This is a genomic window from Campylobacter mucosalis (genome assembly GCF_013372205.1).
In the GTDB taxonomy this organism is placed as follows: Bacteria; Campylobacterota; Campylobacteria; order Campylobacterales; family Campylobacteraceae; genus Campylobacter_A; species Campylobacter_A mucosalis.
On the sequence record NZ_CP053831.1, the window covers coordinates 1,509,949 to 1,528,022 of the forward strand.

General features: G+C 39.1%; 18 protein-coding genes and 1 tRNA gene. 11 read left to right on the top strand and 8 right to left on the bottom strand.

The genetic code is table 11. The annotated features are described in order from the left end of the window. Nucleotide 1 precedes the first annotated feature (1 nt). Genes carB through fabZ form a run of 6 tightly spaced genes read right to left on the bottom strand, consistent with a single transcriptional unit; the run spans nucleotide 2 to nucleotide 7,513 of the window. Nucleotides 2–3,268, bottom strand: coding sequence for a carbamoyl-phosphate synthase large subunit (carB, locus tag CMCT_RS07800; protein WP_176325097.1), 3,267 nt, complete (start codon nucleotides 3,266–3,268; stop codon nucleotides 2–4). After that, nucleotides 3,268–4,023, bottom strand: a complete 756-nt coding sequence (gene mreC, locus CMCT_RS07805; protein WP_034968359.1) for a rod shape-determining protein MreC — start codon at nucleotides 4,021–4,023, stop codon at nucleotides 3,268–3,270. Before mreC ends, carB begins: the two co-directional genes overlap by 1 nt. Then, a complete protein-coding gene (locus CMCT_RS07810) occupies nucleotides 4,013–5,050 on the bottom strand; it encodes a rod shape-determining protein (RefSeq protein ID WP_034968356.1) in 1,038 nt (345 codons plus the stop codon). The genes mreC and CMCT_RS07810 overlap by 11 nt, the downstream gene beginning before the upstream one ends. A gap of 13 nt (nucleotides 5,051–5,063) precedes the next feature. After that, on the bottom strand, nucleotides 5,064–6,272 hold the full coding sequence (clpX, locus tag CMCT_RS07815) for an ATP-dependent Clp protease ATP-binding subunit ClpX (RefSeq protein WP_176325098.1): 1,209 nt from the start codon (nucleotides 6,270–6,272) through the stop codon (nucleotides 5,064–5,066). Next, nucleotides 6,272–7,060: an acyl-ACP--UDP-N-acetylglucosamine O-acyltransferase gene (gene lpxA, locus CMCT_RS07820; RefSeq protein ID WP_169764031.1), complete on the bottom strand. Its 789-nt coding sequence runs from the start codon at nucleotides 7,058–7,060 to the stop codon at nucleotides 6,272–6,274. Before lpxA ends, clpX begins: the two co-directional genes overlap by 1 nt. A 6-nt stretch (nucleotides 7,061–7,066) precedes the next feature. Beyond that, nucleotides 7,067–7,513 (bottom strand): 3-hydroxyacyl-ACP dehydratase FabZ, encoded by a 447-nt coding sequence (gene fabZ / locus CMCT_RS07825; RefSeq protein ID WP_034968350.1) that lies wholly within the window; start codon nucleotides 7,511–7,513, stop codon nucleotides 7,067–7,069. A 100-nt stretch (nucleotides 7,514–7,613) separates the two neighbouring features. On the opposite strand from fabZ, the gene CMCT_RS07830 reads away from it, so the two are divergent. From CMCT_RS07830 to CMCT_RS07840, 3 genes are all read left to right on the top strand, one after another. Then, nucleotides 7,614–8,075 (top strand): redoxin domain-containing protein, encoded by a 462-nt coding sequence (locus CMCT_RS07830; protein ID WP_034968348.1) that lies wholly within the window; start codon nucleotides 7,614–7,616, stop codon nucleotides 8,073–8,075. Nucleotides 8,076–8,115: 40 nt separating this feature from the next. Next, nucleotides 8,116–8,361 carry a hypothetical protein gene (locus tag CMCT_RS07835; protein WP_034968346.1) on the top strand — a complete coding sequence of 82 codons (246 nt, stop codon included), beginning with the start codon at nucleotides 8,116–8,118 and terminating at the stop codon, nucleotides 8,359–8,361. Between the two features lie 116 nt (nucleotides 8,362–8,477). Further along, the gene (locus CMCT_RS07840; RefSeq protein ID WP_034968344.1) at nucleotides 8,478–8,807 is read left to right on the top strand and encodes a hypothetical protein; all 330 of its coding nucleotides are present in this window, start codon (nucleotides 8,478–8,480) and stop codon (nucleotides 8,805–8,807) included. Between the two features lie 140 nt (nucleotides 8,808–8,947). Here the strand turns inward: CMCT_RS07840 and fliI are convergent, their stop codons facing one another. Both fliI and folE read right to left on the bottom strand, forming a co-directional pair. After that, the gene (gene fliI, locus CMCT_RS07845; RefSeq protein ID WP_034968342.1) at nucleotides 8,948–10,258 is read right to left on the bottom strand and encodes a flagellar protein export ATPase FliI; all 1,311 of its coding nucleotides are present in this window, start codon (nucleotides 10,256–10,258) and stop codon (nucleotides 8,948–8,950) included. Then, on the bottom strand, nucleotides 10,255–10,827 hold the full coding sequence (gene folE / locus CMCT_RS07850) for a GTP cyclohydrolase I FolE (RefSeq protein ID WP_034968715.1): 573 nt from the start codon (nucleotides 10,825–10,827) through the stop codon (nucleotides 10,255–10,257). The genes fliI and folE overlap by 4 nt, the downstream gene beginning before the upstream one ends. 113 nt (nucleotides 10,828–10,940) lie before the next feature. Between folE and tig the strand changes: the two genes are divergently transcribed. The 8 genes from tig (at nucleotide 10,941) to CMCT_RS07890 (ending at nucleotide 18,015) form a co-directional block, all read left to right on the top strand. After that, a complete protein-coding gene (gene tig, locus CMCT_RS07855) occupies nucleotides 10,941–12,269 on the top strand; it encodes a trigger factor (RefSeq protein WP_034968339.1) in 1,329 nt (442 codons plus the stop codon). After that, nucleotides 12,269–12,859, top strand: coding sequence for an ATP-dependent Clp endopeptidase proteolytic subunit ClpP (gene clpP / locus CMCT_RS07860; protein WP_034968337.1), 591 nt, complete (start codon nucleotides 12,269–12,271; stop codon nucleotides 12,857–12,859). Before tig ends, clpP begins: the two co-directional genes overlap by 1 nt. A gap of 10 nt (nucleotides 12,860–12,869) precedes the next feature. Then, nucleotides 12,870–13,892: a GGDEF domain-containing protein gene (locus CMCT_RS07865; protein WP_034968334.1), complete on the top strand. Its 1,023-nt coding sequence runs from the start codon at nucleotides 12,870–12,872 to the stop codon at nucleotides 13,890–13,892. Continuing rightward, nucleotides 13,889–14,437 carry a peptide deformylase gene (gene def, locus CMCT_RS07870; RefSeq protein ID WP_034968331.1) on the top strand — a complete coding sequence of 183 codons (549 nt, stop codon included), beginning with the start codon at nucleotides 13,889–13,891 and terminating at the stop codon, nucleotides 14,435–14,437. The genes CMCT_RS07865 and def overlap by 4 nt, the downstream gene beginning before the upstream one ends. Next, nucleotides 14,434–15,948: a YifB family Mg chelatase-like AAA ATPase gene (locus tag CMCT_RS07875; RefSeq protein WP_034968328.1), complete on the top strand. Its 1,515-nt coding sequence runs from the start codon at nucleotides 14,434–14,436 to the stop codon at nucleotides 15,946–15,948. The genes def and CMCT_RS07875 overlap by 4 nt, the downstream gene beginning before the upstream one ends. Further along, on the top strand, nucleotides 15,948–17,330 hold the full coding sequence (locus CMCT_RS07880) for an NAD(P)H-hydrate epimerase (protein ID WP_034968325.1): 1,383 nt from the start codon (nucleotides 15,948–15,950) through the stop codon (nucleotides 17,328–17,330). Before CMCT_RS07875 ends, CMCT_RS07880 begins: the two co-directional genes overlap by 1 nt. Further along, complete coding sequence (gene purN, locus CMCT_RS07885; RefSeq protein ID WP_034968323.1) at nucleotides 17,312–17,887, top strand: phosphoribosylglycinamide formyltransferase; 576 nt, start codon at nucleotides 17,312–17,314, stop codon at nucleotides 17,885–17,887. The genes CMCT_RS07880 and purN overlap by 19 nt, the downstream gene beginning before the upstream one ends. Before the next feature lie 51 nt (nucleotides 17,888–17,938). Continuing rightward, nucleotides 17,939–18,015 (top strand) — tRNA-Met (locus CMCT_RS07890). Nucleotides 18,016–18,074 lie beyond the last annotated feature (59 nt).

The window sequence follows — 18,074 nt, forward strand, 5'->3', positions numbered from 1 at the left end:
CTTATCCTAGATTATCTTTTAAGAACTCCTGCAAACTCCTAACCTCTAACGCTGTACCATTTTGTGCCGAATTTATAGAGCTTACAGCGACTTTTGCCCCTCTTATATTTGTAAAATATGGCAGTTTAAAACGCAAAATATTTTGACGAATTTTTTTGCCGTCTTCGCTGTTTGATTTGCTATCACTTGTGTTAATAACGAGTGCTATATCGCCATTTTTTAGCCTATCCTCAATATTTGGGCGACCCTCGCTGATTTTATAGACAAACTCCGAGTTTATGCCGTTTTCTTTTAAAATTTTATGCGTTCCACTTGTTGCAAGGATATTAAATCCTGAGTTTTTAAGCTCTCTTGCCAGACTCACACCTTGCGGTTTATCGGCGTCCGCTAGTGTTATAAATACGTTACCACCGCTTGGCAGAGTGTTATTTGCAGCGATTTGGCTTTTAGCAAATGCGACGTTAAAACTGCTTGCAATGCCCATAACTTCACCAGTTGATTTCATCTCTGGACCAAGTATTAAATCAGCTCCTGTTAGTTTATTAAATGGGAAAACCGCCTCTTTTACGCTTATGTGTTTTGGCGTTTTTGGCAGTAAAAGACCATCTTGTTCGGTTAAAACGCCGTATTTATCGTAAAATTTCAGTGCCTCACGCAAATTGCCCTGCCACATTACGCGAGTGGCGACCTTTGCGATTGGTATACCAGTTGCCTTGCTTACAAACGGCACGGTGCGACTAGCACGTGGATTAACCTCAATCATATAAAGCTCATTTTCATATATTGCAAACTGGATATTTAAAAGCCCAACAACACCTAAATTTAGGGCGATATCCTTAGTTTGAGTGCGGACTTTTTTTATCATCTCATCGCTTAGACTTTGAGGTGGCAGGATACAAGCACTATCGCCTGAGTGAATTCCAGCCTCTTCAATATGCTCCATTATCGCACCGATATAAACGTCCTTGCCGTCACTTATCGCATCAACATCAAGCTCGGTTGCGTCTTGTAAAAATTTATCAAGCAAAACTGGCGAGTTGTTACTAACCTTAACCGCCTCGCTCATATATTCACGCAGCTCAGCCTCGCTATGCACACGCCTCATCGCGCGACCGCCAAGCACGTAGCTAGGGCGAACAAGCACCGGATAGCCTATCTCATTTGCCTTTCTTATGGCCTCATCTTCGCTTGTAGCGGTATCGTTTTTAGGCTGTTTAATGCCGATTTTATCTATAAATTCGCTAAATTTCTTTCTATCTTCTGCAATATCAATCGTCCTTGCACTTGTGCCAATGATTTTTGCACCTATAATGCTTAGGCGTTTTGAAAATTTAAGCGGGGTTTGACCGCCAAAATGCACGATAACGCCGTCTGGTTTTTCTCTTTCAATTACTGAGCGAAGATGTTCAAAGTCAATTGGCTCAAAGTATAAAATATCGCTCGTGTCATAGTCGGTTGAAACGGTTTCTGGGTTACAGTTATACATTATCGTTTTTACGCCCAAATCCCTAAGTGCATAACTAGCGTGAACACAGCAGTAATCAAACTCAATACCCTGCCCTATTCTGTTTGGACCACCGCCAATAATCATCACCTTTTTTTCATTTGAAATTTCATCTTTTTGCGGTAGCTTTGTGATGTTTGTGCTTGAGTAAAGATAAGGTGTGAGCGCCTTAAATTCCCCAGCACACGTATCAACCTCGCTATATTCTAAATTTATACCAAGCTTGTTTCTAGCAAAAAATATGTCGTTTTGGCTTAGTTCTAAATTGTCCTTTCGGTCAATAAGCTGGGCGATTTTTTTATCCGAAAAGCCCATAGTTTTAGCAAGTCTTAGTAAATTTTCATCGTTTAAAATATCCATATCAATGCGGTTTTCAAACTCCACAATCTCTTTGATTTGATTTAAAAAATACCTATCAATCCTACTAAACTCAAAAATTTCATCTATGCTAAATCCAGCCCTAAATGCCTGTGCTACCATTAAAATTCGCTTCTCATTTGCATTTCTAAGTCCGTAAATTAGCTCATCACGGCTTAAATTTAGCGTGTCAAATCCGCCCAAATCTCGCTCTAAACTACAAAGCGCTTTTTGGATACTCTCTTTAAATGTCCTACCAATCGCCATAACTTCGCCAACAGACTTCATCGCTGTGCCAAGGTGCGGGTTAGCACCAGCAAATTTTTCAAACGTAAAGCGTGGAATTTTTGTAACGATATAATCAATTACTGGCTCAAAGCTAGCTGGTGTGCCAGTAATGTCATTTTTAATCTCATCAAGGCTAAAACCAACAGCTAAAAGCGTGGCGACCTTTGCGATCGGATAGCCAGTAGCCTTACTTGCAAGGGCTGAGCTACGGCTAACTCGTGGGTTCATCTCAATGACAATCATTCTGCCAGTGTTTGGCTCAATAGCAAACTGCACGTTTGAACCGCCAGTATCAACGCCGATCTCACGCAAAATCGCAAAACTTGCGTCACGCATATTTTGATACTCTTTGTCTGTTAGCGTTAAAGCTGGAGCGATCGTAATACTATCGCCCGTATGAACGCCCATTGGATCAAGGTTTTCAATTGAGCATACGATTATGCAGTTATCGTTTTTATCGCGAATAACCTCCATTTCATACTCTTTCCAACCAAGAAGACTCTCTTCAATTAAAATTTCGTGTATCGGACTGGCTTCAAGCCCACGCTGTGCTAAATCCTTAAACTCATCAATATTATAAGCCACGCCACTACCAGCACCGCCAAGTGTAAAAGAGGCACGTATCATAAGCGGATAGCCTATCTCATTTGCCGCATTTAACGCCTCGTCAAAATTGTAAGCATAAGCTGATTTTGGCAAATCCATACCGATTTTTTTCATCGCTTCTTTAAAAATTTGCCTATCTTCGCCCTTTTTTATCGCCTCTGGATTTGCACCTAAGAATTTCACATCGCCAAGCATATTATTTTCATAAAGCTCCATAGCGACGTTTAGTGCGACCTGTCCGCCCATTGTCGGTAAAATCGCATCAACTTTTTCACGTTTTATTATGTTTTGTATAATCTCTTTTGTAATCGGCTCAATATATGTAGCGTCCGCAAAATCCGGGTCTGTCATAATGGTGGCTGGGTTTGAGTTTATAAGCACCACACGGTATCCTAGCTCTTTTAGCGTCTTAGCCGCCTGCGTGCCTGAGTAGTCAAATTCACACGCTTGACCTATCACGATAGGGCCTGAACCCAAAAGCAAAATCGTATTGATATCTTCTCTTTTTGGCATTATTTTTCCTTTGTTATGACATATAAAAATTTTGGCGTATTTGCCTTTAGATAGGGTTCTATCACCGCACTTTTGTATGAGCTTTCTTCTAAAATTTTAACTACTCTGCCAACTGGCACTCCACCAAAAAATATCCCATCAAGCCCACTTGTAAAAACCTCATCGCCAACCTTTGGGCTTAGCCATTGAGGTATAAATTTCACAACAACTCCCGTTTTGTTTCCGTGGGCAATGCCTGGAATTTTCTCATCGCCTATATAAACAGAAAATATACTTTTTGGATCATTTTGGAGCAATGCAACTGGCTTGTCATCTTTTGAAGCTACGACACCAGCACTATTTCCTTGATAAATTAAGCCGTAAATTTTAGAAGCGTTGTAGTCTTTAAAACCGCTTATGTAAAATTTATTATAATCGCTTATATTGACATAGCCAAGAGTTCTTACGAGTTTTATTTTTGGATCATAAATGGCTAAATTTTTATTTTTAGAAATTTCATTTAGCTCGTTTGCAAATGTTGCTAAAAGAGTAGCCGAACGCTCAAGCTCCGCGTTTTGCTCTCTTAGTGAATTTATTTGGACAACCTGTCTAAAGTGCTCATTTATCGTATCCTTAACCAACTGAATAGCATTTAAATACGCACTTGATACAAAGTTGCCAAAATTTATAGTAACGCTACTTATCTGTGAGCCTTTATAGATAGAAAGACTCACTAAAAAAATAACAAAAATAAAGAGTAAAATTTTAGTCTTCATTTGTTAATTGCTGAAGCAAGCTTATCTCCTCTAGTGCCTTGCCAGTGCCACGAGCAACCGCTAAAAGTGGCTCATCTGCGACACTAACTGGTAATTTTACGATGTCGCTTAGATACTTATCAAGTCCACGTATTAAAGCACCACCACCAGTTAGCACAACGCCGTTTTCTACGATATCTCCAGCCAAATCAGGTGGCATAAGCTCTAAAACGGTCTTAAGTGCGTCTGCCATCTCTTTAAGTGGCTCACGCATAGCTTCACGCACATCTTCGCTAGTTAGCTCGATACGACTAAGCAAACCAGTCATTTGGTCGCGTCCCTTAACTACGATGTTTAGCTCTTTTTCTAAAGGGACTGCCGAACCTATGTTTATCTTTATCTCTTCGCCAGTTCGCTCACCGATTAACAGGTTGTATTTTTCTTTTATGTAATTAACTATACTAGCGTCTATTTTATCACCAGCGGTGCGAATAGATTTTGAGATAACAAGTCCTCCAAGTGATATAACGCCTATCTCAGTCGTTCCACCACCAATATCAACAACAAGGCTACCTTGTGGCTCACGCACAGGAAGTCCTGCACCAATAGCCGCCGCCATAGGCTCTTCAATCAAAAATACCTCCCTAGCACCAGCACTTAAGGCACTCTCACGAACTGCCTTTCTCTCAACCTGTGTAAGTCCGTAAGGAACAGAGATGATGATGCGTGGGCGTAAAAAGCTCTTTCTTTTGTGCGTCTTTTCTATAAAATATCTAATCATCTTCTCAGTCATATCAAAATCAGCAATCACACCGTCCCTCATCGGGCGAATCGCCTCTATATCGCCAGGAGTTTTGCCCACCATCTCTTTTGCCGCTTGTCCTACGGCTAGAATTTTTTGTTTGCCATACTTTTCACGTTGAACTGCGACAACTGACGGCTCGTTTATAATAATGCCTTTATCTTTTACAAGCACAAGCGTATTTGCCGTGCCTAAATCTATACCCATATCGCTTGAGAAAAACCCAACTAACTGATCAAATAACATCTATATCCTTTATCTATTTTTGCTTTACATAAACAGGCTTTACGCCGTCACTTACAACCTCTTTTGAGATTACAACCTCATAACCGCCAAGCTCTGGAAGCTCATACATAATGTCAGTCATAACGCTCTCTATAATGCTTCTAAGCCCTCTAGCGCCGGTCTTTCTAGCTATTGCTTGCTTAGCTATCTCATTTAGTGCTTCATCATCAAATTTTAAATTTGCCTTATCGATCGCAAATAGCTTCTGATATTGCTTTACGATAGCATTTTTTGGCTCGGTTAAAATTTTAACCATATCATCTTGTGTAATCTCATTTAAAGTAGCTACAACGTGCAGACGTCCGATAAGTTCAGGGATTAATCCAAAATGAACCAAATCCTCGCTCTCAAGCATATCTAAAAGCTTATCTTTGTCATTTTTTGAACGCTTTTCTTGAGTAAAGCCAAGCACGTTTTTACCGATACGACGCTCGATAATATCCTTTAATCCGTCAAATGCTCCACCACAAACAAATAAAATATTTGTCGTGTCAATCTGGATAAAGTCCTGATTTGGGTGCTTCCTGCCACCTTTTGGCGGGATATTTACGACACTTCCTTCAATAATTTTAAGCAACGCTTGTTGAACTCCCTCGCCAGAAACGTCACGCGTGATTGAGCGATTTTCACTCATTCTAGCGATTTTGTCTATCTCATCGACAAAGACAATGCCCTGCTCGGCTCTTTTTACATCGCCGTCTGCTGCTTGAAGCAAACGCGTAAGGATATTTTCAACATCCTCGCCAACATATCCAGCCTCAGTTAAACTCGTGGCGTCACAAATGGCAATTGGCACGTCAAGAAATTTCGCCAAAGTCTGTGCCATTAGCGTTTTGCCGCTACCAGTTGGGCCAACTAGCAAGATGTTTGACTTTGAAATTTCAGTGTCATCTTTTATATCGCTTTGTTTAAAAATTCTCTTATAGTGGTTATAAACGCCAACGCTAAATACCTTTTTAGCACGCTCTTGACCGATTACATAATTATCAAGCACAGCCTTTAGCTCTTTTGGAGTTATGTCCTTAAAGTCCACAGCCATTGGCTCATTTTCGCTCTCGCCTTTAAATAATTTATTTGCCGCACTAGCACACTCTTCGCATATAAAAGCAGTATCATCCTCGTTGTGCAAAAGTTTTTCGTCGTTTGTTTCAAATTTACCGCAAAAACTACATCTATTAACCATTAATCTCTCCCTTTTGCAAGTGGAATTCCGCGTGTGGTAGAAAGTATAAACTCACACATCTTTTTTACATTTTTGCTGTTTGTTTTGGCTAATAGCTCATTTGCCTGATCTTTTAGGCTTATGCCTTGATTAAATAAAAACTTGTAAGCACTAACTAAGCTCTCAACCTCATCTTTTTCAAATCTACGACGAATTCCTACCAAATTTAGACTTCTAATATAGGCCCTATTGCCCTCGGCTAAGCAAAACGGCACGACGTCCTGACTAAGCGCAGAAGCACCAGCTATCATACAACTCTCGCCAACTTTTACAAACTGATGAATAGGCGTAAGACCACCCACGACAGCGTAATCGCCAAGCTCTACGTGTCCAGCTAGTGTGGCGTTGTTTGCTAAAATAATATTATCGCCTAAAATGCAGTCGTGTGCGATGTGGCAATATGCCATTATGAAGGCATTTTCGCCAATACGAGTTAGCCCATCGCCCTTGTGTGTGCCTGAGTTTATCGTGCAAAATTCGCGGATTGTGGCATTTTTGCCAATTATCACGCCAGTATCGCTCTGGGCTTTGTAGCTAATATCTTGTGGTATATCGCCTACGATTGCGTAGCTAAAAATGCGTGAATTCTCGCCAACTTGCGTCTTGCCAAGCACTCTTGCACCCTGCTTGATTGTTACATTATCGCCTAAAACCGCATCCTTGCTAACAAAAGCATAAGCCTCGATATTTGCGTTAGCTCCTATAACTGCACCATCTTCTACCACTGCTGTATGATGAATTTTACTCATTTTTGCCTACTTATCAACTATCATTGCTTTTAGTTCAGCCTGTGCACAAAGCACGTCATCAACGTATGCCTTGCCATCAAGCACCCAAATATTGCCTTTATGTTTTAACACGTTTAAGCGGTACTCAAGTTTATCGCCAGGTCGGACTGGATGACGAAATTTCGCTCCGTCAATACTCATAAAATATACAACTTTATTCTCAATACCAGCCTGATGTTCATCGCTCATACTTTTAAACGCTAAAACCCCACCAGCTTGTGCCATACCCTCAATAATCATAACACCAGGATAAATCGGATGATCTGGGAAGTGCCCCTGAAAAATCGGCTCAGCAATGCTTACGTTTTTATAAGCAACTATGCTTTTTGTAGCTTCAAGAGAGGTGACTCTATCGATAAGCAAAAATGGGAATCTATGCGGAAGTATCTTTTGAATTTCAACAACATCTATCACTTTTATACCTTTTAAATTTAAAAATTCGCTAGATTTTACCGAATTTTTACTAAGAAAAAGATTATTATGCTATCATCACACAAAATTTAAAAGGCAAAAAATGAAAAATTTAAATGGAGAAAAAATAGAGCTTAAAAAGTTTTTTAGTGGTAAAAATTTAGTCATAATCTTTTTACCAAAAGTTGGCAAAAGTGCTAAATTTCTGCCTGATGAGCTTAAAAATTTAGAGGGGCTAACGGGCTGTACTAACGAGTGCAAGGCATACGAAAATGAGCTTGATAAATTTAAAAATTTAGGCTTTGAGATAGTTGGAGTAAGCTCACTTGATACAGTACAAATGAGGGAATTTAGCCAAAGCCTTAATGTGAGTTTTGAGCTTTTTAGCGACGATGAATTTGAGCTTGAAGAGATTTTAGAGCTAGAAACATTTAAGACGCTTGATGGAGCAAAATTTTACCACCGTCAAACGCTAGTTTTAAAAGACGGCAACGTCATAAAACGCTTTAATAAAATCGCAAAACCACAGCTAGATGCTAAAAATTTACTAGCTGAGATTTTGTGATATAATTCCCAAAAGAACAAAAACAGATAAGGATGGCAAAATGGGACAAGAGTTTATAGGTTTTCATCTTGATATACCAAAAGAACGTGAAGATTTGGTGGATTTTGCTAGGTGGTTAGTTAAAAAAGTTAATAATATAAAAAATTCGGTTAATACGAAAAATGTTGATAATGAAACAGAAGAAAAGCTCAAAAAAGCTAAGGATTTTTTAGGTGTTGTTAAGGGCGTAGATATAACAAACGAGCAAATTAAAGAGATTAGAGCATTATCTAGGTTAAGGGCTTAGAATGCAAAAAGTCTTTTTAGATATAAATTTTGTTTGTGATTTGATGTTAGAGGACAGAATATACAGCAAACTATCGATAACAGGAATTTAGTAATCTTATTAAAGGCAAAGTTGCAGTGACAGTTTCATCTACTTCTATACCAACCATATATTACATAGCAAGTAATGCCTACAAAGAAAATCAGTTTTTTATCCAACAGATGATATCTTTACGCAATCAAGCCAGTGTTTTTAATAATAAACTAGCTAAAGACAATGCTTTTGAAGTAGCTAAATTTTTTATAGATGAAATTTTAAAAGAACCCAAACAAGATAACAACAAAAAACTAGTCATAGAGGCATTGCATTCAATGTGTAATAATGGTGTTGTTGAGCTATTGCCTACTACGTCTATTGCTACAATAGAAGCTATAAATATTGCAAAGATAATCCAAGTAATGATTTAGAAGATGTTTTACAGTATTTTATAGCCAAAGAAAATGGCTGTGATGTTATTTATACAAACGACAAAAATTTCCCTAAACTTGACATACCGCTAAAACGAACCGACCCTAATATGCCTGATTATATACCAGAAAATTTTAACCTACCCGTTAATCTTAGCCAGTAACTCTTGTATCTCTTTAAACTCAAGGCACTCCTCAGAGCTTTGCTTTAAAAAATCATACATGTAGTCTTTTTTAGCAATCGCGTTATCAAGCTCTCTGTCATTGCCACGCTGATATGCACCGATACGAAGCAAAATTTCATTCTCTTTTAAAAGCGAGTAAAGACGCTTAAATTTCATGGCATTTTGCTTATGCTCTTTATCTATCACGTCGCCCATTACACGAGAGGCTGAATTTTGAATGTTTATTGGCGGATAAATGCCAAAGTCCGTAAGCTCACGACTAAGCACGATGTGTCCGTCAAGGATCGAGCGGCTCTGATCTGCTATTGGGTCACTCATATCATCGCCCTCAACAAGCACGGTAAAAAACGCTGTTATCGAGCCCTTGCCTTCCTCTTTGCCAGCTCGCTCCATAAGCTGTGGCAAGAGCGTAAGGGAGCTTGGGGGATAGCCCTTTGAGGTCGGAGGCTCTCCAAGGCTAAGCCCTATTTCACGCTGAGCCATAGCAAAACGAGTAACACTATCCATTATAAAAAGCACGTCAAGCCCCTGCTCTTTAAAATACTCAGCCACACTCATAGCACAAAAAGCCCCGTATTTACGCATTAGCGAACTATCATCAGATGTAGCTACGATGATGACGGTTCCTGTTAAATCCCCACCCAAATTTTTCTCTATAAACTCAGGCACCTCCCTGCCACGCTCCCCGATTAAAGCGACGACTTTTATTGGGGCCAGAGTGTTTTTTACTATCATTCCCATAAGAGTTGATTTGCCAACTCCAGAACCAGCAAAAATCCCAAGCTTTTGCCCTTTGCCACAGGTTAAAAGCCCGTCAATCGCCTTTATGCCGACACTAAACGGCTCATTTATAAGCCCTCTTTTCATAGCGTCAATCGGAGCTCTCATAATCGGCATAAAATCACTCGTTTCAATCGCACCCTTGCCGTCAATCGGACGCATAAATGGGTCAACCACACGCCCGAGCAACGCATCTCCAACAGGTATATTCATACCCTGATCACTCATATAGACAAAGTCGCCTATCTTAAATCCCTCAACAAAGCCAAATGGGCTTACAAAGGACACCTCATCGCTTATTTGCGTGACCATACCCACTTCACTCTTACTCTTATCTCGCGATACGATATTTACTATATCTCCGATACTTGGACGAAGTCCTTTTATCTCAATAGTCGTCGCACTAATCTTTGTGATAACTCCAAAAACATTTGAAAGTGATAAATTTTCGCTTTGTAGTTTTAAATTTAGACGCTTTAAACTCAAAAACGAAGCTCCTTAGGGGAATTTATAAGCGAGAAAAACTCCTTTCTCGTTTCAGCATTTTTAATAAACGCCCCACGAAGTGCCGAAGTAGTCGTGATTGAGTTTATCTTTTGCACTCCACGCATCTCAACACACATATGCCTTGCCTCAACCACGACGCCAACGCCCTTAGGCGATATAACATCTTGCAACGCCTCTGCTATCTGCTCTGTCATCTGCTCTTGTATCTGAAGCCTTCTTGCAAATATATTAACCATGCGTGGAATTTTGCTTAGTCCAACGACCTTGCCATTTGGTATGTAAGCTACGTGAACACGCCCAATTATAGGCAAAAGATGATGTTCGCAAAGGCTATAAAACTCAATATCTCTTATCAAAACCATCTCATTATTTGAACTCTCAAAAAGCGCGTCCCCAAGCACCTCTTTTGGATCCTGAGAGTAACCACTAGTTAAAAACTGATAAGCCTTATAAACCCTTTCTGGCGTCTTGATAAGCCCCTCTCTATTAACGTCCTCGCCGATAATTTTTAACATATTTTTGACTGAATTTTCAAAACTCTCTTGCATAATTTGCTCCATAAATTTAAATATGTATTTTATATAAAAACGCCTTAATAAATTTAATAATAAGGAAAATTTTGATATATTTTGAGCAAATTTTTACATTTTAAAGGAATTAAATGCAGATTACAACTAAAGCTTTAGATAGTGTTAATACAGAAGTTAGCACAAAAATAAGCAACGAACAGATAAAAGCTAGTGTGGAAAAACTAGCAAAACAAGCCGCAAAAACTATGAAAATAGACGGCTTTAGAAAAGGACACGTCCCAACGGCAGTGGTATTAAAACGCTACGGCTCGGAGCTTGAAAAAGACGCAGAGCAAGATGTGTTTAAAGATATTTTAAAAGACGCTCTAGTAGAGCTTAAAAAATCAAATAGCGACGTTATAGGCGAACCAACAATAGACAAATTTGATCGCAAAGATGACGGCACTATCGATGTTTTAATGACTATATCATTTAAGCCTAAAGTAGACGTGACTGGCTATGAAGCGTTAATACCTGATTTTTCAACTCCAAGAGTTCTTAAAAAAGATATAGATGAGAAGAAAAATGAAATTTTAAAAATGATCGCTCCACTTGAAAAAGTTGAGAAAAAACGTGCCTTAAAGAGCGGGGATTTTGCGAAATTTGACTTTGAGGGCTTTGTTGACGGCGTAGCATTTGATGGCGGAAAGGCTGAAAATTATCTACTTGAAATTGGCTCAGGTCAGTTTATACCGGGCTTTGAAGACGGTATGATAGGATTAAAGCCGGGCGAAGAAAAGGACGTTGAAGTAACTTTCCCAGCCGAGTATGGTGCAGCAAATTTAGCAGGAAAACCAGCTGTATTTAAAGTAAAACTACACGAAATCCAAGAGAGAAAAATCCCTGAAACACTTGATGAAAATACACTAAAAGGCATATTGCCAAATGAAGAAAATCCAACAGAAGAGCTTCTTGAAGAGCGTATAAAAGAGCAAATCAAGCAAGAGAAAATGATAAATCTTGTAAATGAAGAGCTAAAGCCAAAATTTGCAGAAGCTGTAGTTGAGAAATTTAAATTTGACGTGCCAAAAAATATCGTTGAGCAAGAGATTGATATGCAGTTTAGAAACGCGTGGTCAAGCTTTAGCGAAGATGAGATGAAAAAATTTAGAGAGGATAAAGACGCTCTTATTAAAAAACGTGACGAGTTTAGAAAAGACGCTGAAAATAGCGTTCGTTTAACATTTATCATCGATGAATTAGCTCGTGTTAGAGGCGTAAAAATCGCCGATCAAGAGGTTATACAAGCTATATATTTTGAAGCTTACAGAACAGGCAGAGATCCAAAAGCTCATCTTGAGATGTATAAAAATCAAGGAATGCTACCAGCCATAAAAATGTCAATGATCGAAGAAAAGCTATTTAACGAAATGTTTAGCAAAGATGATAAAAAATCAGCTAAAAAAGAGAAGGCAGAGTAATGAGCTACTACGTTCCTGTCGTAGTTGAAAGAACCGGAAAAGGTGAGAGAAGCTACGATATATACTCACGCCTTTTAAAGGATAGGATAGTAATGCTAAGCGGACAAATAGAAGACGGTATGGCGTCTTCTATCGTGGCTCAGCTACTTTTTTTAGAGGCAGAAGATCCTGATAAAGATATATACCTATATATAAATAGCCCCGGCGGTGTGGTAACTAGCGGTTTTAGCATATATGACACGATGAACTACATAAAGCCAGATGTCTGCACTATCTGTATCGGTCAAGCTGCTTCGATGGGTGCATTTTTGCTTAGCTCTGGTGCAAAAGGCAAACGATATGCACTTACAAATTCACGCATTATGATACATCAGCCACTAGGCGGAGCACAAGGTCAGGCAACTGACATCGAGATTCAGGCACGTGAAATTTTACGCTTAAAAGATAGTCTAAATACGATTTTGGCAAAAAATACTGGTCAAAAACTGCCAAAAATCATCAAAGATACCGAGCGTGACAATTTTATGAACGCCAATGAAGCAAAAGAGTATGGTCTAATAGATAAAATTTTAGAAAAGAGTTTTAAGTAAAGGTCTAGTTTTGATAAAAATAAACGAGGCGCCTAATAGACGCAACCAAAGGCTAAATACAAACGACGCTGTCTACATCAAGCCTCCCGAAGAGAGCGATATATATCAGTTTTCTGAAAGTGTGTTAAAAGAGCTTAGCGAGAACAATATTCCGTCCATCCCTAGCAACTACTCAATATATTTTGACAAAATGCTTGGCGAACGTAGCGGTGCTTTTAAAGAGAAGCTTGGCGAGGTGATTTTATCTTACGAGCAAAGCGACTCATCAGCACAGCAAGATGGGCAAGTTCATATCGAAAAAGAGATCAAGCAGAGCTTTGCACAGATAAAAAGTATGCTTCAAGCCGTGGCTCTTATTTATAAAAATTTAGGACTTATGAAGGGCTTGGTTGCGCGTCATTTGTCAAACCTACGTAGCAATACAGACATACTAGCCACTCAAAATGTCATAAGTGCTTTTAACGAAGATCTTATCAAGCTAAACACCCTAATGGATAAACATGTTGATGTTATAAAGGTAAACTACGAAGAGATAGGCAAGATGTTTAAGCTCATTGAAGAACAAGCAGTTTATGACTCAACGTATGACATCTATAATAAAAAATTTCTAGTAGGAACTCTACAACTCGAACTAGACGCCGTAAAAAGATATGGCTATAAATCATCTTTTTTGCTAATTAAAGCAGATAATAGTATGATGGCCGGTATTAAAAATTTAAGAGATAAAAGCCTACTTTTAAAGAAAATTTCAAGCATACTGACAAAAACATCAAGAAAGAGCGACATTATCGGACACTATGGTGACGGAATTTTTGTAATCATAATGAGGCACACTGACTCAGCAGGTGCAGAACAAGCGTGTCGTAGGATAAAAGATCTATTTTTAAAAACAGTAGTAGCCATAGAGGATAAAAAAATCGCCATACAGACAAAATCGGTCTTTGGCACACTAGAAAAAGACATAAGTATGGAAGAAACTCTAGCAAACACTCTTGACGCACTAGAAAAGAACACAAATTCGGAGCAAATTTGATACTAGAAGTCCTTACATATCCAAACAAAAAGCTATTTGAACGCTCAATCGAAGTAAGCGTTTTTGACGAAAATTTGCACAAACTACTTGATGATATGTATGATACGATGATCGCAAAAGAAGGGATTGGGTTGGCTGCCATTCAGATTGGAGTGGCAAAACGCGTGTTTATCGTAAATCTAGTGAAAGAAGACGGTGTGCAAGACAAGGCAGACCTTATTGAAGTGATAAATCCAATCTTTAGCGAAAAAACTGGCGAGTGCGTCTATCAAGAGGGGTGTTTATCTGTGCCTGGATACTACGATGACGTTAAACGAGCCGAACGTGTTAGACTAGATTATCAAGATCGTTTTGGAAACTCGCAAACTATCGAGACCGACGGGCTTTTAGCAATTGCGCTTCAACACGAAAACGACCACTTAGACGGACACCTTTTTATTGAACGTATCGGTTTTAATAAACGCAAAAAATTTGATAAAGAATTTAAACAGGGCAAAAAACAAGACAAACCTGCAAATAGGAAAGTCGCAAAAAAAGAGCGATGAAGTCGCTACTTTGTGCCTCATACCTTGACGGCGTTAAAGTTGTCGAAGTTGAGTCGGTTTTTACTAGAGGACTGCCTGGATTTAGTATCGTCGGACTTGCAAATACGAGCATAAAAGAGTCCGCTGAACGCGTCAAAGCGGCATTAATATCGCTAGATTTTTCATTTCCAGCACAAAAAATCACAATAAATTTATCACCTTCTGATTTGCCAAAAAATGGCTCACATTTTGACCTTGCCATTGCACTTTTAATCGCACTTCAAAAGTCGCAAAATTTAGAAAAAATCTTCGTTTTTGGCGAACTTGGGCTTGACGGAAGCGTAAAAAATACAGCAAATTTATTCTCACTTTTACTTTTTTTAAGCACAAAAGTCACAAACGCCAAAGTCCTAATCCCAAAAAGCGTAGCCGATAAAGCGTCAGCCATACCAAATTTAGAAATTTACGCCGTTAGCACACTTGCTGATGCGATTAAATTTTTTGAAGATAGTGATTTTAAAGAACAAATAAAGGTAAAAAATAGCCATCAAATTTTTAACGACATAATCGAAATTAACGGTGAAAAGTTCTTGCCAAATAGAAATTTCGCCCTTGATTTTAAGGACGTTTTGGGTCAAGAAAGAGCTAAACGTGCCTGTTTAATCTCGGCAACCGGAATGCATAATATCATTTACGAGGGCAGTCCAGGATGTGGTAAAAGTATGTGTGCAAAACGGCTTGTGTATATCCTGCCACCTCAAAGTTTAAATGAGGTTTTAAACGCAGCAGCGTATCGTTCGCTAAATATGCAAGATAGCGAGTTTAGTGCCGTTCGTGCGTTTCGTTCGCCTCATCACACAAGCACAAAAAGCTCTATTTTTGGCGGTGGCTCAAATATGGCTAGAATCGGCGAGATAGCTCTTGCAAATGGTGGAGTGCTGTTTTTGGACGAATTTGTGCATTTTTCAAAGCAGACGATTGAGAGCTTACGTGAGCCACTACAAGATCACAAAATCCACATCGCACGTGTAAATTCCAAAGTCACTTACGATACGAAGTTTATCCTAGCAGCCGCACTTAATCCCTGCCCGTGTGGAAATTTACTCTCAAAAAACCTAAGCTGTCGTTGTACCACAAATGAGATAAAACAATACAAATCACGCCTTTCTGAGCCTATCCTTGACCGCATTGATTTATACGTGCAAATGGACGAGATTAGCCCAAATGACAAGCCAAGCCTAAGCTCGGCTCAGATGAGTCAAATGGTTTTAGAGGCATTTAAATTTCAAAAAAAGCGTGGGCAAAAAGAGCTAAACGCAAAGCTAAATGATGATGAAGTTGCCAAATTTTGCATACTTGATGGTGACGCAAAATCGGCTTTGGATACGGCGATCAGTCGCTTTTTGCTATCGCAACGAGCCATAAAAAAGACGCTAAAAGTGGCTAGAAGTATCGCTGATTTAGAACAGAGAGATAAAATTTCAAAACAGCACATTTTAGAGGCATTAAGCTTTCGTACAAGGGGGCAATGATGAAAAAACTCTTTTTAAAAACTGAAATTTTAGATAATAAAGCTGTGCAAAATTTTGGCTTAACACACGAGCTTTTAATGGAAAATGCCGCCCTTAATCTAGCAAATTTTGTGCGAAAAAAGCATAAAAAAGGTGTAAAAATTTTAGGCGTTTGTGGAGGTGGCAATAACGGCGCTGACGTGATAGCAGCCATTAGAATGTTAAAGGGTGATTATAAAGTAAGGCTGTTTTTAACGACAACTAAGCTAAAACCGCTCACAGAATTTCAGCTTAAAATCGCAAAAAATTTAGGCGTAAAAATCACTAAGAAAATCTCAAAAGCCGATTGCGTGATTGACGGCATTTTTGGCTCAGGGCTAAATAGAAAAATAGAACAAAACCACCAAAAAATCATCAAAAAACTAAACCGCCTAAACGCTCACAAAATCGCTTGTGACGTGCCTAGTGGATTAAGCCAGAACGGCGAAATTTTAGGTGCTTGCTTTAAGGCTGATGATACGATTTGTATGGGCGGATTAAAGCTTGGGTGCTTTTCTGACGTGGCAAAGGACTTTGTCGGGCGAGTTAGGAGAGCAAATCTTGGTGTGAGCACAAAAAAATTTCAGGGCAAAACGGATAGTTTTTTGCTTACAAAAAGCGATTTAAAACTGCCATTTCGCAACAAAAACTGCGTAAATAAGGGAGACTTTGGACACGCTTTTATCATTGGCGGTGCGATGAGCGGGGCTAGTCATATCGCTGCTACTTCGGCTTTAAAAATGGGTGCTGGGCTAGTTAGTATAATTGGCAAAAGCCATAAAAACGAGATTATGAGTAGCGATAAAATTAGCCCTAAAATGAACGCTGGTGCCGTTGGCATGGGGCTTAGCGATGATGATATAGCTGGGCTTAGTTTTGAAATTTTAAGTCAAAAACGCCTTGTTATTGACGCATCGCTTTGCAAAAATGAGCTTGTTAGCAAACTTTTAGGGCTTAAAAATAGTATCATCACGCCTCATCCTAGCGAGTTTTGCACGCTTTTAAAGATAGCAAAAATCGCTGATATTGATGTTAAGACGCTTCAAAAAAACCGCTTCTTTTATGCTAGGCAGTGGAGTTTAAAATTTAAAGGCGTTTTGGTGCTAAAAGGCGCAAATACGATAATTGCCAAAAACGGCAAAATTTACATTATGCCCCTTGGTTCGCCCTGCCTTGCAAAAGGTGGCAGCGGAGATGTTCTTTCAGGGCTTTGCGTGTCGCTTTTAGCACAGGGTTATAAGCCCATAAAAGCGGCAATAACGGCTACCCTAGCTCACGCACTAGCCGTCAAAAAGCACAAAAATAGTTACGCGATAACGCCAAAAGACATTATAAAAGGAGTAGAATGTTTAGCAAAAAGATAGCAGTTTTATTTAGTGGGAGTGGCTCAAATTTAGAGGCTATTTTATCAAAAATTCACGGCAAAATTTTTAACAGCGTAAAGCTTGAAGTGGTTGTTACGATTTGTAATAAACCTGACGCCTACGGCATCAAAAGAGCCAAAAATTACGGGCTTGAAACGATTATTATTGAGAATAAAAATTTCGCCACCAGAGAGGAATTTGACGCTGCTTTGGTTAGCGAGATTAAAAAACACAGCGTTGATTTGGTGGTTTTGGCTGGATTTATGCGGATTTTAACGCCAGTTTTTACTTCACAGATTCGTGCCATAAACCTACATCCTTCGCTTTTGCCACTCTTTAAGGGTGCTTGCGCTATAAATGATAGTTTTAATAGCGATATGCAAGTTGGCGGAGTTTCGGTTCATTGGGTAAGCGAAGAGCTTGACGGCGGTAAAATCATCGCTCAAAGAGCATTTAGTCGTGAAAAAGATATGAGTTTAGAGGCTTGGGAGGCTAAAATTCACGCCATAGAGCACGAAATTTTACCAGAAACTATAGTTGAAATTTTATGCAAATAAATAATTAATATAAAAATAAGGTTTTAGTAGGTATAATCGCAGTTTTTATCTGTCAAAGTAGCTCAGCTGGTTAGAGCGCTGGTCTCATAAGCCGGAGGTCGGGAGTTCAAGTCTCCCCTTTGACACCAACTAAAATCCCTAAAAACAGCACTTTTTTCATTATTTGCCAAACACCAACCACATTTAG

Coding starts and splice junctions, on each gene's coding strand:
- carB (WP_176325097.1), bottom strand. CDS start 3,268: ATGCCAAAAAGAGAAGATATCAATACGATTTTGCTTTTGGGTTCAGGC.
- mreC (WP_034968359.1), bottom strand. CDS start 4,023: ATGAAGACTAAAATTTTACTCTTTATTTTTGTTATTTTTTTAGTGAGT.
- CMCT_RS07810 (WP_034968356.1), bottom strand. CDS start 5,050: ATGTTATTTGATCAGTTAGTTGGGTTTTTCTCAAGCGATATGGGTATA.
- clpX (WP_176325098.1), bottom strand. CDS start 6,272: ATGGTTAATAGATGTAGTTTTTGCGGTAAATTTGAAACAAACGACGAA.
- lpxA (WP_169764031.1), bottom strand. CDS start 7,060: ATGAGTAAAATTCATCATACAGCAGTGGTAGAAGATGGTGCAGTTATA.
- CMCT_RS07830 (WP_034968348.1), top strand. CDS start 7,614: ATGAAAAATTTAAATGGAGAAAAAATAGAGCTTAAAAAGTTTTTTAGT.
- CMCT_RS07835 (WP_034968346.1), top strand. CDS start 8,116: ATGGGACAAGAGTTTATAGGTTTTCATCTTGATATACCAAAAGAACGT.
- folE (WP_034968715.1), bottom strand. CDS start 10,827: ATGCAAGAGAGTTTTGAAAATTCAGTCAAAAATATGTTAAAAATTATC.
- tig (WP_034968339.1), top strand. CDS start 10,941: ATGCAGATTACAACTAAAGCTTTAGATAGTGTTAATACAGAAGTTAGC.
- clpP (WP_034968337.1), top strand. CDS start 12,269: ATGAGCTACTACGTTCCTGTCGTAGTTGAAAGAACCGGAAAAGGTGAG.
- CMCT_RS07875 (WP_034968328.1), top strand. CDS start 14,434: ATGAAGTCGCTACTTTGTGCCTCATACCTTGACGGCGTTAAAGTTGTC.
- CMCT_RS07880 (WP_034968325.1), top strand. CDS start 15,948: ATGAAAAAACTCTTTTTAAAAACTGAAATTTTAGATAATAAAGCTGTG.
- purN (WP_034968323.1), top strand. CDS start 17,312: ATGTTTAGCAAAAAGATAGCAGTTTTATTTAGTGGGAGTGGCTCAAAT.